The sequence below is a fragment of the Streptomyces sp. NPDC059567 genome (assembly GCF_042735655.1).
Taxonomy (GTDB): domain Bacteria; phylum Actinomycetota; class Actinomycetes; order Streptomycetales; family Streptomycetaceae; genus Streptomyces.
Map to the genome: position 1 here is coordinate 61,640 of NZ_JBHWBS010000020.1, position 17,260 is coordinate 78,899.

The following is a 17,260-nucleotide window of genomic DNA, read 5'->3' on the forward strand; positions in this document are numbered from 1 at the left end:
ACAGATGAAGGTCAAGCATGGGTAATGGTGGGGCAATGCACCGGCATCGACATCTCGCCACGCGAATGATTCATTCCGCCCGAATGACGTACGACATGCCCCAGTTCGCCCCCTTGGAGCAGGCGGTACTTGTGCTGTACGTCACAATCGGACAGTCATCCGAATCCGGCCAGCCGGTACAAGGGATTCAGCCCTTCTGGCAAAGGGAGGTTATTTTGTTCTGAACTAAATAACGGCCTGACATGGGCACGCCTTGGATAATTCACCAGGTCACGCGTTTCATGATCCCCACCACGAGAACACCCCGGCCACTGCCGCCTCTCACTCCACTCACACCCCACCGCCCACACCGCTCAGGCACGCCGACCGGCATCGGCGAACCCGCCCCACGCCACGGACGGAGCCCGCGGAAGCCGACCCGCGACGTCCACGTCAGCGGCTCCCCGCTGTCACGGGTGCACACCGTCACCGCCTGTCCCGCGGGCACCCAGGCCACCCATCGCGTCCACCAGGCCTTCCCGACCGTCCGGGATTCGCGGCCGGGATCGCCGAGATCGGCCTGCAGGCCCGCATGTCACCCGATCTGCGGCAGGTGCCGGCCGTCATCACCGACCGGCTCGGCTGCTGAAGGTCCCTCCAACGGAGCCCGGTTCACCCGGTGACGCGAAGGACGTCGGCTACCTGTCCCCTCATCGATAGCGGGCGGACCAGCAGGGCATGACGCTCTGTGTGCTCCAGCGATGGGACCGGCCCGGGCGGGCAGGACGCGAAGGAGCCCCCGCCCGGCAATTGCCGGGCGGGGGCTCCTCATGGATACCCGACCTCGTTACTCGTCCAGGCGGTCCGCCGCATCGATCAGGTACTGGGGAAGCTTCGTGTCAGCCGCCAGCACCTCGATGCCCACGAGGCGTCCGTCCTTGTCGAAGTCGAGGTTGATCATGCCGTCGACCTCGATCGGATCGCACGGGTACATGTGCGCCACACGCGGACGTGTCTGCGGGTCGACGAAGTACACGTATGCCGCATTGGCCTGCCCGTCGTAGGTGACTCGCAGATCCGTCATCGGCGACGCCCACCTCCTCCTCCTCCGGGTCCTGCCGCTCTGAGTCGCTCGACATAGTCCGGCTGGACATTGACCATCACCGTATTGATGTTGCCATCGATGGTCTTGGCGACGAACACCTTGGACTTCGGGTCGTAGTAGCCGAGCTTGTACTGGCCTTCGTGGTAGTACGAGAACGGAGTCTGCGCGAGCACCGCGCGCGCGGTCTCCGCCGATAGCTCTCGATCCCTCAGGCGGTCGATGAGGTGTTTCGTGGTGCCGTCGAGTTCCTCCGCGGCCTCGACCGCGTCATCGGCGGCGTCGGCGGCGTCGTCCGAGGCCCGCTGGGCGGACTCGTGTGCGTCCCAGGCGTCGTCCGCGGCTCCCTGGCCTTCGAGGACCGCGTTCGGATCACTGCCGCTGCCGTCGCATCGGCACGAATCGGCATGGTCGTCCAACCAGCCGTTGCAGTTGTGCACCAGGGCCGACGTGTCCTCGACCGCCACGTAGTAGGTGTGGAGGTCGGAGACGGTCAGGTTGTGGACGGTGGCGTCCTGCGCGGTCCAGCGCTGGACCGCGGTCACCTGGACACGGGTGCCGGCACTGCTCTGGAGCCACTGGCCGGACTTCAGGTCGGTGGCCTCGATCCAGTCGTCGAGCTCGGGGACCCAGATCGGGTGGCCGTCGGTCGCGGTGACCTGTGCGGTCTTCGCTCCGGCCTTGCCGTCGACATCGATCGTGATCCTCACCAGGTGCTTGAGGCCCTGGCCCTTGATCTCGGCCGTGACCGTCTCGACACGGGTCTCCCCGGTCTTCGGGTCGGTCGCGACGACCTTGTCGCCGATCTTCACCTGCTCGATCGCCTTGGTGGAACCGTCGGCCATCAGCACCTTCGTGCCGGGCACGAAGCTGTTGCAGCCGCCGCCACCTCCGGCCTTGCCGGAACTGCCGCCTCCGCTGGTGCCTCCGTTGCTGCGGGAGGAGCCGCCGGACTTGCCGCCGCCACCGCCGGAACCCTTGCTTCCGCCGCCCTTGCCGGACGCCGGGTGGGAAGAGGACTTGGGCGCCGCCTTGGCCTGGGCCTGCTTGTGTGTCGGGTTACCCGTCTTCCGCTTCGCGGCGGCCGCCGCGTCGGCCTTTCTCTTGGCTGCTTCGGCGGCCTTCTTCTTGGCTCTCTGCGCGGCCTCCTTCTTGGCCTTCTCGATGGCGGCCTTCTTGGCCCTCAAAGCTGCCGCTTCGGCTGCCTTGGCGGCCTTGAGCACCGCCTCCGCGGCCCGCTTGGCGGCCTTGAACGCCTGGATGGCGTCGATCGTGCGGTTGACTGCCTTGATGAGGGACGGGATCTTGCCGAGCTTCATCCAGGGGACGGCGTCGACCACGATGCTGACGCAGGACCACATGTCGCCGCCGAAGCAGGCCATGGCGTCGTTGATGCCGATGAAGTCCTTCAGCGTCTCCCACGCCACGGCCAGAATCACCGAGGTGAGGGACTTGCCCATGGTCGCCTGCGCCTGCGCGACCTGCGCCGCGGACAGACCCGCGCCGGCGAGCGCTGCTGCCTTCTCCGAGGCGGTCAGGCTGATCGCGAGACCGGTCGGGTCGGAGTACGTGACCGGGTTGTTGTGTGCGTAGGCATACCCGTTGGACTGCAGCGGGTCGTTCAGGTCGAGCACCGGGTCGGCGGACAGGAAGCGTCCGACAACCGGGTCGTACAGACGGGCGCCCAGCGGCTGGAAGCCGGAGGCGTCGTCCCTGGTCTGGCCCAGGAACCCCTTGTGGTTCTGCATGTTGGCACCGAAGGTGCCGCGCTCGTTGCCGAACGGGTCCTGCTTGCGGATGCGCACCGACATGCCGCCGTAGAGGGCGACCTCCGCGTACGCGCTGCCCTGATGGTCTCCGGTCTGGGCGACCAGGGTCTCCGAGCCGGTGCCGTAGGCGTAGCGCATGACCGCACCGCCCGGGACGGAGTAGGTGCGCTGGGTGTTGACCAGGACGCCGCCCTGCTGGACGGTCACCTCGGCCTCGGGCAGGTGCAGCGTGGCCTGCTTGCCCTTGACCGTCAGCAGACGCACACCGCCGGGACCGTAGATGTGACGGGTGTCGTTCTGCGGCGACCACAGCTGTGCGGACGACGTGCCGTCACAGGCTGCCAGGACGATCGGCGTGCCGCTGGCCGAGTTCGCGCCCTGAACCGCCAGGCACAGGGTCGAATCGACGTGGACGAGCTGTCCGTTCGCGTTGCGTCGCCACTCCTGGGCGGTCACCTGCGCGGCGGTGGTGCCGCACTTCTGGATCTGAACCGCCGACCCGGCCGCGTTGGAGGTGGGCTGGAGGCACCAGGTGCCGTAGACCGACAGCGTGCCCCGATTGGGGTCGTTCTGCGTCCCGTTGACAGGCTTCGGAGTCGGCGTGAACTTGAGGTTCTGCGCCACCGAGGCGTTGCAGCCGTAGAGCTGGATCGGCTGGCCGGCGGCCCCCGCTCCGGACTTCAGGTCCAGGCACTTGTCGGCCAGGCCCACGTACGGGGTCTTGCCGCCGGTGCCCGCACCGGTGATCCGATCGATCCGCCCGTCATAGGTCCAGGTCAGATCCTGCTTGTCACCGTTCTCGATCGAGGTGATCGACTGCGTCTCGCCGGTCAGCTCGTACAGACGCGTGGCCTCTGCCTTGACCTGTGCACCCGCGGGGGTGGTGTAGGTCTTCGACACCTTGGTCAGCGTGTGCGGCTGGCTCTTGGCGGCGCCCACCCCGTACTCGTACGTGGTGGTGGCGTCCTTGTTGGTGTCGCCGCCGAGGTCCCTCTCGGTCAGCTTGGTGCGGTTGCCGAGAAGGTCGTACTCGTACTCCTGCCAGTAGCCCGAAGTGTCCGCTCCGGCGGCGACGTTGAGCGTGCCGTCGGCGCTCTTCGGAGTGGTGCAGCCCTTCGTCGCCGGGTCCTTGGAGGTCCAGGCGGACTTCAGCTGCCCGATCGGGTCGTAGGAGAAGCACTGGCGCTCCTCGATCCCGGTGGACTTCTCCTGGACCGAGGTGACGTTGCCGGCGGGGTCGTAGGTGTACGCCCGGTTGGACACGAGGTTGCCGGCGACGACGCTCCTGTCCGCGGTGGCGTCGTTGGGCCCGCCCTTCTCGCGGTAGACCGACTGCTCGGTGAGCTCACCGCTGGACTCGTCGAACGAGTTCTGCGTCCACACGCGGTACGGCTGGGCACCGAGCGTGGAGCGGAGCACCTGGCCGTACGCGTCGTAGGTGATCTCGGAGCCGTACCAGTCCTTGCCCGAGACCGAGAGCGGCTTGCCGTCCTTGTTGTAGCGGACGACCATCCTCTCGCTCGCGAACCTGCCCACCGAGGGAACGGTGAACTCGTCCAGCATGCCGTTGTCGGAGTACTTGTAGTCGTACGTGTAGTCCTTCAGCAGACCCCAGGTGTCGGCGATCGACTGCGGCAGGGACAGTGTGGTCGAGGTCGGCTCGTAGTCCCGTGTGTAGCCGTTGACCTTCTGCGTGTACGCCAGGTCGTCGGTGTAGCGGGTGGCGGTGGCGGGCATGCCCTTGCCGCCCGGGGCGCTGTCGTACGTGAAGCCGGCCAGGACCTTGCCCGTGGAGCTCTCCAGTCGCTGCTCCTTGGGGCGCGACAGCTCGTCGTAGCCGTTCCAGACCTTGATGCCACGGCCGTTGGTGACCGTCAGGGGGCGGTCACGGTTGTCGTAGGTGTTGCGCGTGGTGCCGGCGTCCGGATCGGTGACGGTCAGCGCCCGGCCGCGATGGTCGTAGGTCCAGGACCACGGGTGCGTCGGGTCGGCCGAGGCGACCGCGTTCTCGACCTGCCCCTTCGCGTCGTAGCCGTAGCGGGTCGACGTGAATCCGCCCGGGGCAGCCGGGTTGAAGGTGTCCGTGCGGACCGTGCGGCCGGTCGCGTCGGTCCAGACCCGGTAGGACGAGTCGCCCTGCGGCTGGATGACCTTCGACCAGTCCTCGCCGTACTCGTAACGGACGGCCCGGTCCGGGTACGCCTTGGAGTAGGACTCCGTGGTGTCCGGGTCGATCCACTTCATGTACGGCATTTCCTCGGTCACGCGACCGAGTCCGTCGTACGTGTAACGCGTGATGTTCGGAATCGCGGTGTCGGACAGCGGGCTGAACAGCTCGCCCGGCGTCGCGTCCTGGGTCAGGTAGGCGTTGTTGGTCTGGTAGACCTCACCGGAGTTGTTGTACATCGTGTCGGTGATCAGCCAGCCGGACTCGTTGTCGGCCTCCTCCTGCGTCTGCCGCTCGCGGCCGAGGCCGTCGTAGAGGGTGACGGAGGTCTCGATCCGGTCCTCGTAGCCACGCGAGTAGGTGGTGACGTACGGAGGCTTGCGGATCTTGAGCTTGGGGTCGGTCGGGTCGGTCGTCTCCTGGGGGATCGTGTAGACCGCCCGGAAGTCCGGCACACCCGAGCCGGCGGTGCGGCCCGGGGCCCATGCCTCGGCGAGCCGGCCGAGCGGGTCGTACAGTGCCTCGCTCACGTGCCCGTTGGTGTCCGTGGTCTTGACCGTGGTGGAACGGCCCGGCTCCAGCTCCATGATCTGGCTGTGACCGAGCACGTTGGTCGTGGTGACCTTGAAGACCTGGCCCGTGGCCGGACCGATGGGCTCGTAGCTGATCGTGGAGGACTTCGGGGTCGGCTTGGTCAGCTGGTCCGCGTCGGTCTGCTTGACCACCCGACCGATGGCGTCGAAGGCACGCGTGCCGTCGGTCTGGAAGCCGGTTCCAGCGCCGTTGAGGGACCAGCTCTCCGTCGCCAGACCGCGGGTGTCGGCGGCAAGAGCCGCGCCGTACGCCGCGCCGTCGTAGGCAGTGCGCGTCGCACTGGCCAGCGAGCCGAGGTCGGCCCAGTCGGCGTTCGCACAGGTCGTCGGCGAGATCAGGACCTGCTTGCTCAGACCGATCAGGTTCTTCGCGGTCTGGTGGACGTACTCGGGCTTGGTGCAGGACTCGTCACCGGTCTTCCCGGTGTCGCCCAGCGACTCCACCAGCGTCGGCAGACCGTACGTCGACTCGTACGTCGTCGTCGTCTTCACCGTGCGCAGCGTGCGCGGGTCGTCGGTGTTGGTGCCGGACGACCGGGTGTACGCGATCTCGTCGGGCTCCGTGACCCGCCACGCCCGCAGCGGGCTCAGGCCGTCGTCGCGGTTGCGCTTGGCGAGTTCGGTGGCCGCGGGCTTGGTGGTGCTGCGGCTCAGCCACTCGGCGTCCGCCTTGGTGGAATCGGCGTAGGTGAGCTCCTCGGCGATCCGGCCGGCGAACGGCTCCTCGTCCTTGGCGATCTCGACACCGGCGATGTCCTTGACGGACACGGTGTCGCCGAGGCCGCGGAAGAAGCGCGTGACGGCCTTGGAGCGCTGGCCGGGGGCGTCCGCGGTGTCTTCGACGACCGGACCCGTGAGGACCGTGGTCTGCTCGACGCCGGCGAACTGCGAGTAGGTGCGCTGGGACTTCTTGGTGAACTCGGCCTCGGCGAGCTTCCAGGCCGGGTTCTTGTACTGGTACTCCGTCCTGGTGGGGAAGCTGCCGTCGATGTTCGGCAGCTCCTCGACGGTGTCCACGACGTACTTGTGGAACCAGTCGATGTCCTCGAACTCGGAGTCCGGGTTCCAGAACGACGGGTAGCAGAGGCGGTTGTTCGCCTTCAGCGTGGGCTGCAGTCGGGCGATGGCCTGCGCGCGGGTCTCCCCGGTCTGCTGGGCGATCCGGGGCAGGTCGCCGGTGGCGCAGTCGCCGGCGGCCGGCTTGTACGTGACGATGGTCTCGCCGCCGTACTCGTTGACGACGCGTCCGATGCGCAGCCGCGAGAAGCCGGGCCGCTGCGGGTTGTACTCCACGACCCGGTTCGGCATGTCCTCGGCGTGGGGCTCGAACTTCACCGTGTTGAGCTGGACGCTCGCGTCGGTGGTGCCCTTGCGGGCGTAGCCCGTGCGCTGGATGGACTCCAGCCACAGGGCGGTGTTCGGGCCGGTCCGCAGCTTGGCGAAGCTCTGCTTCAGGGCGTACTCGTCGACGACCTGGCGGGCGGTCGTGTCGGTGCGCCGCTGGGCCGAGGTCGTGATCTTGTCGAGACGCTTGCGGGTCCAGAAGGACGGGCCGGCGTTCCAGCAGGGCTTCTCGGCCTCACAGCGCAGGTCGACGGGGGTGTCGAACCAGGGCCGGTAGTTGCGCGGGTCCTTGGAGATGTAGTTGGCGTTGGAGCAGGTGACGTCCTCGACCGTGTAGCAGCGCTCCGCCACCGAGAAGCTGACCCGGGCCGCGGCCGTCGCGGTGAAGATGTTGTCCTTGCGCTGGCCGTAGTGGATGTGGTCGAGCCAGCCGTCACGGTCGTAGGCGACCGGCGCCTTGAAGTTGAAGTTCCGGGCGTAGTAGTTCTGCTCGTCCTTCTTCCACCACAGCGACATGGCGTTGCCGTGGACGTCCTCGACGTAGTCGAGGCCCCAGCGCCAGGCCTGGGTGCAGAAGGAGTTGGTCCAGTCGGTGGTCGTCGGGCCCTTGTAGCAGTCCTCGCCGCTGTGGTTGCCGTATACGGGGGCGGTGAGGACGGAGTCCGTCGTCGGGTCGTCGTCGGTCTTCTCGGCGGTGCCCTTGTCGGACCAGCCCGGCAGCTTGTTCATGCCGAAGTGGTACTTGGTGCCGTCCTTGGTGGTGACGACCCAGTACTCGTTGAACCGGGCGCCGTTGCCGCGGTCCGTATTGGTGATCCGCTCGACCTTGGAGCCGTCGCCGTTGGCGGTGAACCACTGGCTCTTGGTCTCGTCCCACACCAGCTCGGTGGTCATGCCGCCGAGGGAGAGGGTGGCGTTGTCCGAGCCCCAGCACAGGTCCGCGGTGCGGTGCGTGGAGTTGTTGGAGCCCGGCTTCTTCGAGTCCTGGCGGCAGTTGGCGTACGTGCGGGTGATGGAGCCCGCGTTGTAGTCCCAGCCGTCGCCGATCCAGGATGCCTGGTTGTTGCTCGACGAGGTGCGGCCGTCGACGGACTGCGAGGAGTACGACAGCGCGATCTTCGGCATCAGACCGCCGGCGGTCTCCGGGACCTGCACCTGGTACCCGTAGGTGAAGGCGCCCGAGGACGAACCGGACGACCAGGAACCGGAGGACAGCAGCGGGGAGGCCGTGAAGTCGCCCTGCACCGAGGAGCCGGTGTCGAGGCCGCCCAGGGCGTTGCCGCTGCTCGCGGAGACCGCGGGCTGGACCCCGTCCCGGAAGGACGCCTTCGTGGCCTTGGCGGGGACGAAGCCCTCGCCGACGAGGCTGGAGACCGGAACCGTGCCGCTGAGGACCTGGCGGGTCTTGGCGTTCTTGGCCGCGGTGGCCCGGGTGGGCGCGTCCTTGGCCGGCACGGTCTTCACCGTGCTGCGCAGCCGCTGGAAGTTCTTCTTTCCGTCCTTGACGTCCTTGTCCCCATCGGAGCCGGACATCGTGGTCATGCCGCCGCCGGCGGCGCAGTCGCCCTCGGTGGGGGTGGAGTAGACGCACTCGGGCAGCAGCACCAGACCGAAGCGGTCGGCGGCCGCCGGTCCGTACATGTCGCGGAAGCCGGTGTAGTCGATGTCGACCGCCACTTCGGCGTTCGGGTCGACCGTGGCCGGAGGCGTGAGCTTCATGACGATGCCGGAGACGCCCGCGCTCTGCGAGGTCGTCTGCGGAGCCACGCCCACGGTCCAGTCACCGGCGAGGGCGGCGGGATCGCCGCCCTCGGGGACGCCGATGGCGACCGGCAGGGTGGCCGTGCCGGCCTGGACCGGCTTCATGGTGCCGGGGGCGTCGGTCGCCGCGATCGGGACGCTGCCGGTGCCGGAGGCCCACGCCGCGGTGTTGGTGGGCGTGTAGAGGGTGACCGGGTTCTCCGGTGCCAGGGACAGCGTCTTTTCGGCGGCATCGTTGCCCGCGACGTCGGTTGCCTCCGGCAGGTCCGGCAGCTCGACCTTGGCGACGTCCTCCTCGCGGTTCATGCCGGGGCCGGGCACGGCCAGCGCCTGGCCGCCCAGGCTGGTCACCATCAATGTCGAGGACAACAAAAGGACGATCGCCGTGCGGCTTCGCCGCCGGCGCCTTCGTTGTGACTCTGTCAGGGCTGGGCGTCCTCGCCCCAGCCATGACAGCGGACCTGAAGCACGCATACGCGCCGACTCCCACCCTGGCAATTCAGACAACGGACGAGGTGCGAAAACACCACAGGGCACACGCCTGGCTCAGGCGCGTGCGTGCGCACTCTCTGTCATGTCCGCTACGCAATTCAAGATCGGTCTACAGCTCGAACTCGGCGGAGAGTGATCTGCGTCACGCCGCGAAAGAGATCAGACCGCTCCGGTTACGGTCCATCAGGCGGATCGGGGGAAACGCCCGATCTCGTTCAATACACCCCCGGAAAAGCCCTGAACCAGACACACTTGACACCGCGTCGCATGGTTTCCGGATTCGCATAACGGATTCACAACTTCATCACGCATGGACGCGCACCCTCACATGTGTGATCGTGTGCGCGCCTTCTGCCCCGCGGCCTGCCGTACGGGGCTGTCTGTGCTGTCCCAATCCGCTTGGTCCCCACGGGAGTAGACCGCCGTGACCGCGCCGCCCCGATATCTCATACCGTTCGTGCGCACGCGCACGCGGTTGTCCCTGACCATCGGCCTCGTCCTGGCCGCCCTGACCGCCACCCTGCTGCCCTGGTGGCAGCTCGACGGCTCGTCTCCGACCACCGCCGACGGCCGCGCCACCGACGCCGCGCCCGCCTCGACCGGGCCGCGCGACGAGGCCGCCGCCATGACCCAGGCCCTGCGCACCAGCAAGCAGGTGCTCGTCGACACGGCCACCACCGCCACCTCGCTGACCTGGGCGCTGCCCGACGGGCAGTTCAAGACCCGGACCACGGCCGCACCCACCCGCGCGAAGAACGCCAAGGGCGAGTGGGCCGCGATCGACAACACCCTCAAGCGAACCGCCAAGGCTCCCCGGGGCCTCGGCATCGCACCCGTGAACCCGGCCGCCCCCGTCCGCTTTGCGAGCGGCAACGCCCCGAAGGACCGTGCCGACCGCTCGTTCGCCCGCGCCGAGACGCCGGGCGAGACGGTGCTGGCCGAGCTCGACCTCGGCGGCGGTCACACCATCGCGTACACCTGGCCGGGCGCCCTGCCCGAGCCGGTGCTCGACGGCCCGCGCGCCCTCTACTCCGAGGTGCTGCCGGGCGTCGACCTGCTGGTCGTGGCCCGTGAGGAGGGCGGTCTGGCCCAGGTCCTGATCGTCAAGACCCCCCAGGCCGCACGCCAGAAGGCCCTGGCCACCGTCACGTACGGGCTGCGCTCGGACACCGCCGTCTTCCGGCAGGACCGCAAGGCCAGCCGGGTCCAGGTCCTGGACAAGGCCGGCAAGGAGATCGCCTCGATCCCCACGCCGTTCGCCTGGGACTCCAGCGGCATCGACCCCGAACTGCCCGAGGGCACCCCGAACCTCACGGCCACGGGCACCCCGGCCCAGGTGCTGAAGCTGTCCGGCCTCAGCGGCATCGAGCCCGGCGCGAAGTCCGCGCCCCTGCCGATCGCCCTGGACGGTGAGAACACCGGCACCGCCCGCCTGGAGCTCGGCTTCGCCGCCACCGGCCTGGCCGGCCGCGCGGGCGTCCGCTACCCGCTGTTCGTCGACCCGCCGCTGAACCCCGGCTGGGACGCCTGGACCGTGGCGTACAAGCCGTACCCGACCACGAGCTTCTTCAACGGCACCAACTTCAACTCCGGCACCTCCGAGGCCCGGGTCGGCAGCGAGAACGAGACCAACGGCACCGCCCGCTCGTTCTGGCGCATGGACTGGGACAAGACCATCAAGGGCGCCACGGTCACGAGCGCCACCTTCAAGGTGCTCAACGTCCACTCCTGGTCCTGCACGAACCGCGAGTTCCAGATCTGGCGCACCGGTCCGATCTCGTCCGGTACGACGTGGAGCGCGCAGCCGAGCTGGTCCGACGAGCTCCAGCGCAAGTCCTTCGCGCACGGCTGGCCGGGGTCGGGCTCGACCTGCCCGGACGAATACGAGGCCTTCAACGTCAAGGACGCGGCCCAGTACGCCACCACCAACGGCCACGCCACCGTGACCCTGGGCATGCGGGCCACGAGCGAGGGCGACACGCAGACCTGGCGGAAGTTCAAGGCGACCTCCGCGGTCATCGAATCCGTCTACAACCGCAACCCGTCCGAGCCCACCCTCGGCAGCTCGACCCCGGGTGGTCCCTGCACTCCGGGTCCCGGCGCGGGCGTGACGGTCGGCAAGACCAACATCACCCTGAGGGTGACCGCCAAGGACCCCGACAACAACATGAAGCGGGTCCGGTTCCGGTTCTGGAAGACGGGCGGCGCCATCCCGACCGGCACCTACTACACGATCGGCGCGACCGGCGGCACCGCCACGCTGACCATCCCGGTCACCGACCCGCTGCTGAAGGACGTCATCACCAACACCACCTTCTCGTGGGACGCCATGGGCGAGGACCTGGCGGGTGCCACGTCCTCGGTCTACCCGCCGGGGACCGAGCCCTGCCGGATCACGGTCGACCCGAGCGGACCGTCCCAGCCCATCGTCACCAGTGACGTGTGGCGGCCGGTCACCTCGGACGGCGCCACCTGGGCAACGGTGAACTTCGGCCAGACCGGTCCGATCACCTTCGAGTCCCCCGGTGCCGTGAGGTTCACGTACGCCTGGGGCGGCGTCGCCCCGGTCCCGGTCGACGCCGACGCCAACGGCGTCGCCACCGTCCCGGACCTGAGGCCGCTGACCGCCGGGCCCAACACCCTCCTGGTGTACGCCTACGACAACCTCGGCAACCCGAGCAAGGTAACCAGCCACACGACCTACGTCCCGCCGAAGAACAACGCCGACGCCCCCGGTGACACGGGCGGCGACGGCACTCCCGACCTGCTGGTCATCGACGCCGCCGGCGTGCTGAGGACGTACCCGGGCACGCCCGTCGCCGGCACGGAGCAGCCGGGCGGCGAGCTGTACGGCCAGCTGACGTCCTCGTACCTCCGGAACAAGAACGGCACCACGACGCTCAACCCGCCGGGCCACTGGTACGAACCCGCCTCGACGCTCGGCAACAAGGCCGCGCTGATCGGCCACTACCAGGACGTCTATCCCGGCGACGGCACGGCGGACCTGTTCGCCCGCACCCCGGACGGCGGCTTCTGGCTCTACCCGGGTGACGGATACGGCTCCTTCGACGTCGAGCAGCGCATGAAGGTGCGGCTCCCGTCGAACGCGCCGGCGCCGTCCACCTGGATCCAGATGAAGGTCCTCGGCGACATCACGGGCGACAAGCTGTCGGACGTGGTGCTGCGCGACGCGGCCGGGTTCTGGGTGCTCTCCGGCTACACCGGTGGTGCCTTCCAGACCGCGACGCACATGAACCCGGACGCCTGGGCACGCCGTGACATCGTCAATCTGGCCGACATGAACAAGGACGGCGTGGCCGACCTGCTCTGGCGGAACCTGGACAACGGCAACATGTACCTGCGCCGCGGCAAGCCCGGCGCGGCCGGCGGTGTCGACCTCAACTCCCTGATGCTGGCCAACAACGCCGTCAACGGGGACGAGCCCTTCGGCAACAGCTGGACCGAGGCCAACGTCGACGCGGCGATCGGCATCCCGGACATCAATGGCGACGGGATCCCGGACATCTGGGCCCGGTTCAAGTCCGACGGCCACATGTCCATCTACCACCCGTCGACCACCAACACCAATGCCCCGGTGAAGACGGTCATCGGGTCGGGCTGGGGCGACAAGCTCGCCTTCGGGTGAGTCCGGCCGACCACCGGGTGTTTGGCGGGGGCGCGGGGGGGGGGGGGGGGGCACGAGGGGAACGTGGGGTAGGGGCTGTGGGGGACGGCGAGCCCACGGCACGGGGAGGTCCCCAGCGGCGGGGGCGGCGGCAGGGAGCGTGGGGGGTGGTCCGCCCCCCACCGGGGGGGCGCCCGCGCCCCCCGGGGCCCCGGGCCCCACACCCCTTTTCCCGTCCTGTACGGCTACGAGGCAGCATCGCCCTCCGGACGTACGGATCGCCGCCCTCTGAGTGCCCTGAACCGGGCCAGGATCCCGCCCCGCACACGCGGTCGGGAGAGGGCCCGGTCCACGGCTTCACGGTGTCCAACACCGCCACACCCGCCACACCCGCCACGGTCGCCGCGGCTCGGATGCCGGTCAGCGGCCTGACGACCGCACCCTCCCCCGCACACGACGCGCCGCGCGGCCCTGAAGCTCACGTGCGTCGGGGACATTCGCGCACGGGACAAGTGGGGCTCGGCAGGGCCCGCCGTCGCGGTGTCCGGCCGCCACCCTCACCGGCGCGCTCCTCGGCGAAACGGCCCTCCCGCCGGTCTGGCCGGCCGAACTGGAGGGCCGCCCCACGATCCTGGAACTGGCCGACGACTTCGCGATGGAGATGACCCCAGGGGCCGCCTGCGCTGCGCGGCCCTGCGGGAGCCTCACCGGGATGGCCGGCGACGTGCACGAGGTAGTCGTCCGCGTGCTGGGTGGCCGGTCATCCGGAAGTGCGCCTCCCCCCAGCGTGACCTGCACGATCTCCACCAGGTGACACCCCGCCAGAACGAGCGTCATCTCAGCGTCAAGATGTCGTCCGTAGCGCCCACACGGCACATACCGCGCACCCACAAAGCCCCAGGTCAGGCGTCCTTCTTCACCGGCTCAAGGATCGCGACGCACTCCACGTGGTGGGTCATCGGGAACAGGTCGAACGCCCGCAGCGTCCGTACCCGGTAGCCGCCCTCCTTGAAGTACGCGATGTCGCGTGCCAGGGCCGCCGGGTCGCAGGCCACGTAGGCGATGCGGCGTGCCCCCAGGGTCGCGAGGTGCTTGACCGTCTGCTTGCCGGCGCCCGCGCGGGGCGGGTCCAGGACGATGAGGTCCACCTCGGTGATGCGGGTGCGCGGGAGGACCTGGTCGACCTTGCCCTGTTCGATGCGGACGCGGTCGTAGGCCTCGAGGTTGTGGCGGGCGTCCTCGACCGCGCGCTTGCCCGACTCGATGCCGAGGACCGCGCCTTGGTCGCCCACGCGGTCGGCGATGGCGCCCGCGAAGAGGCCGACGCCGCAGTAGAGGTCGAGGGCCGTCTCGCCCTTGCGGGGGGTCAGGCCCTGCATGACGGCGAGCATGAGGGTCTGGGCCGCCTGCGGGTGGACCTGCCAGAAGCCGCCGTTGCCGACGCGGTACGTGCGGTCGTCGGCGCGCTCGCGGACGAAGGGGCGGCCGTGGACACGGTGGACGCCGCCGTCCTTCTCGTCGACGCGGAGGACCGAGACCGGCTTGTCCAGCTCCACGAGGGGAAGGCGCGCGCCGGGGCGGGGGGTCAGGACGACCTGACGGTCGCCGGAGCCCGAGGCGGCGATCGCCTCGATCGAGGCCATGCCCTCCCAGGTCCGCTTCTCGATGCCGAGCTCGGAGACGCCCTCGGCCGCGATCATGCAGTGGTCGATCACCTCGACCTCGTGCGAGCGGTGGCGGCGCAGGCCCGCGTGGCCCTCGGTGTCCACGGCGTACTGGACGCGCGTACGCCACTGCGGAACCTCGCCCGCCGGGAGCTTGTCGCCCTCGGCCGGCATGACGGTGCCGTCCCAGCCGGCCTCCTCTGGGGTGAGCCCGGCCAGGCGCTGCAGCTGCTCGGCGATGACCTCGCCCTTGAGGCGGCGCTGGGCGCCCGGCTTGGCGTGCTGCCAGTCACAGCCGCCGCACTTGCCCGGGCCCGCGAAGGGGCAGGGCGCCTCCACCCGGTCCTTGGACGCCTCCAGGACCGTGACCGCGTCCGCGCGCAGGAAGCGGGAGGTCTCCTCGCCCTCGGTGACCCGGGCGACGACCCGCTCGCCCGGCAGTGCGTGCCGGACGAAGAGGACGCGGCCGGCCTCCGTACGTGCGATGCAGTGGCCGCCGTGCGCCACCGGGCCGACCTCGACCTCGTACTCTTCCCCGACCAACGAAGAAACAGGTGCGTTCTGCATGACGGGGGAACTCCAGAGAATGAGAGAGGTGGGCCGCCGCAGCGCGGCAGCCCACCAGTCTACGTGTCCGTGGCGACGCGGGACGCCTCAGCTCTTGGCCGCGGGCTCCTTCGAGCGCTTCTCGACCGGGCCACGGCGCACCGAACCCGGCGCGTTCCAGTCCTGACGCTTCCTGGCCCGCTTCTTCGCGGCCTCGGAGGACTGCAGCTGGTACGGGACGGACGTCACCATCACGCCGGGCGTGAAGAGCAGGCGGCCCTTGAGCCGCAGCGCGCTCTGGTTGTGCAGCAGGTGCTCGTACCAGTGCCCGACGACGTACTCCGGGATGTAGACGGAGACGGCGTCGCGCGGGCTCTCGCGGCGGATGTTCTTCACGTACTCGATCACCGGCCGGGTGATCTCGCGGTACGGCGAGTCGAGGATCTTGAGCGGTACGTTGATCCCGCGCCGCTCCCACTCCTCCTTGAGCGCCCTGGTCTCGGCCGGGTCGACGTTGACGCTCAGCGCCTCCAGCTCGTTCGCATGCAGCAGCTTGGCGTAGGCGAGCGCCCGCAGCGTCGGCTTGTGCAGCTTGGAGACGAGGACGACGGAGCGGACGCGCGAGGGGCGTACGTACTCGTCGGGGCGCTCCTCGGCGGCGGCGATCTCCTCCGCCACGGAGTCGTAGTGCCGGCGGATCGCGGTCATCGTCCCGTAGAAGATCACCATGCCGAGCAGCGCGACCCAGGCGCCGTGCGTGAACTTGGTGGCGAGGACGACGACCAGGACGAGGCCGGTGAAGAAGGCGCCGAAGGTGTTGATCGCGCGGGAGCGGATCATGTGGCGGCGCTTGGCCGGGTCCTTCTCGGTCTTCAGGTGCCGGTTCCAGTGCCGGACCATGCCGGTCTGGCTGAGGGTGAAGGAGACGAAGACGCCGACGATGTACAGCTGGATCAGCTTCGTCGAGTCGGCCCCGTAGACCCAGACGAGGAGGGCGGCGGCGCCGGCGAGGAGCACGATGCCGTTGGAGAAGGTGAGGCGGTCGCCGCGGGTGTGCAGCTGGCGCGGCAGGTACCGGTCCTGGGCGAGGATCGAGCCGAGGAGCGGGAAGCCGTTGTACGCCGTGTTGGCGGCCAGGAAGAGGACGAGCGCGGTGGCCGCGGCGAGGAGGACGAAGAAGAACGTTCCGTCGCCGAACACGGCGGCCGCGACCTGTGAGATGACCGGGTCCTGGACGTAGCTCTCGCCGACCGGCACACCGTTGAGCAGGAGGTCCTGGGCGGGCTTCTCGGCCATCCGTACGTCGGTGGCCAGCGCCAGGAAGATGATGCCGCAGAACATGGTGACGGCCAGCGCGCCCATGAGCGCGAGCGTGGTGGCGGCGTTCTTCGACTTGGGCTTGCGGAAGGCGGGGACGCCGTTGGAGATCGCCTCGACGCCGGTGAGGGCGGCACAGCCGGAGGAGAAGGCGCGCAGCAGCAGGAAGAAGAGCGCGAAGCCGGCGAGGCCCTGGTGTTCGGGCTTGATCTCGAAGTCGGCGGTGGGGGCCTTCATGGTCTCGTCGAGGACGATCCCCTTGTACGCGCCCCAGGCGATCATGATGAAGACGCCGGCGACGAAGACGTAGGTCGGGATGGCGAAGAGGCTGCCCGACTCCTTCACTCCGCGCAGGTTCATCAGCGTCAGCAGAATGATGACGGCGACAGCGCAGAGGACCTTGTTCTCGACGACGAACGGAATGGCCGAGCCGAGGTTCTCGATCCCGGAGGAGATCGAGACGGCGACGGTCAGGACGTAGTCGACGAGCAGGGCGCTGGCGACGGTCAGTCCGGCCTTCGGACCGAGGTTGGTGTTGGCGACCTCGTAGTCGCCGCCGCCGCTCGGGTAGGCGTGGACGTTCTGCCGGTAGGAGGCGACGACCGTGAACATCAGGACGACGACGGCCAGCGCGATCCACGGGCTGAAGTGGTAGGCCGACAGACCCGCGATCGACAGGACGAGCAGCACCTCGCCGGGTGCGTACGCCACCGAGGACAGCGGGTCGGAGGCGAAGACGGGGAGGGCGATGCGCTTCGGGAGAAGGGTCTCTCCGAGCTTGTCGCTGCGCAGAGCCCGTCCGATCAGGATCCGTTTGGGCAGGTCGGTCAGTTTGGACACGGAGAGGATCGTAAGCGTTCGAAAAGAGCCGTGCTCACCGCGACCCCCAATCCGCACGGAA

At 69.1% G+C, this 17,260-nt stretch carries 5 protein-coding genes and 1 pseudogene; 2 read left to right on the top strand and 4 right to left on the bottom strand.

From position 1 onward, the window contains the following. Positions 1 to 826: 826 nt before the first annotated feature. Positions 827 to 1,063, bottom strand: coding sequence for a DUF2283 domain-containing protein (locus ACFVZW_RS12560; RefSeq protein ID WP_384520177.1), 237 nt, complete (start codon positions 1,061 to 1,063; stop codon positions 827 to 829). Continuing rightward, positions 1,060 to 9,069 carry a ricin-type beta-trefoil lectin domain protein gene (locus tag ACFVZW_RS12565; protein WP_384520204.1) on the bottom strand — a complete coding sequence of 2,670 codons (8,010 nt, stop codon included), beginning with the start codon at positions 9,067 to 9,069 and terminating at the stop codon, positions 1,060 to 1,062. The genes ACFVZW_RS12560 and ACFVZW_RS12565 overlap by 4 nt, the downstream gene beginning before the upstream one ends. A 562-nt stretch (positions 9,070 to 9,631) precedes the next feature. On the opposite strand from ACFVZW_RS12565, the gene ACFVZW_RS12570 reads away from it, so the two are divergent. Then, positions 9,632 to 12,853 (top strand): DNRLRE domain-containing protein, encoded by a 3,222-nt coding sequence (locus ACFVZW_RS12570; protein WP_384520179.1) that lies wholly within the window; start codon positions 9,632 to 9,634, stop codon positions 12,851 to 12,853. Between the two features lie 532 nt (positions 12,854 to 13,385). Then, positions 13,386 to 13,569 (top strand): annotated as a pseudogene (locus tag ACFVZW_RS12575) (ADP-ribosylglycohydrolase family protein); the annotation flags it as partial. A gap of 165 nt (positions 13,570 to 13,734) precedes the next feature. Here the strand turns inward: ACFVZW_RS12575 and ACFVZW_RS12580 are convergent. Together ACFVZW_RS12580 and ACFVZW_RS12585 are read right to left on the bottom strand one after the other, a co-directional pair. Beyond that, entirely contained in the window at positions 13,735 to 15,063 is a 1,329-nt protein-coding gene (locus tag ACFVZW_RS12580) for a class I SAM-dependent RNA methyltransferase (RefSeq protein WP_384520181.1), read from the bottom strand. A gap of 87 nt (positions 15,064 to 15,150) precedes the next feature. Continuing rightward, complete coding sequence (locus ACFVZW_RS12585) at positions 15,151 to 17,199, bottom strand: APC family permease (RefSeq protein WP_384520183.1); 2,049 nt, start codon at positions 17,197 to 17,199, stop codon at positions 15,151 to 15,153. Positions 17,200 to 17,260 lie beyond the last annotated feature (61 nt).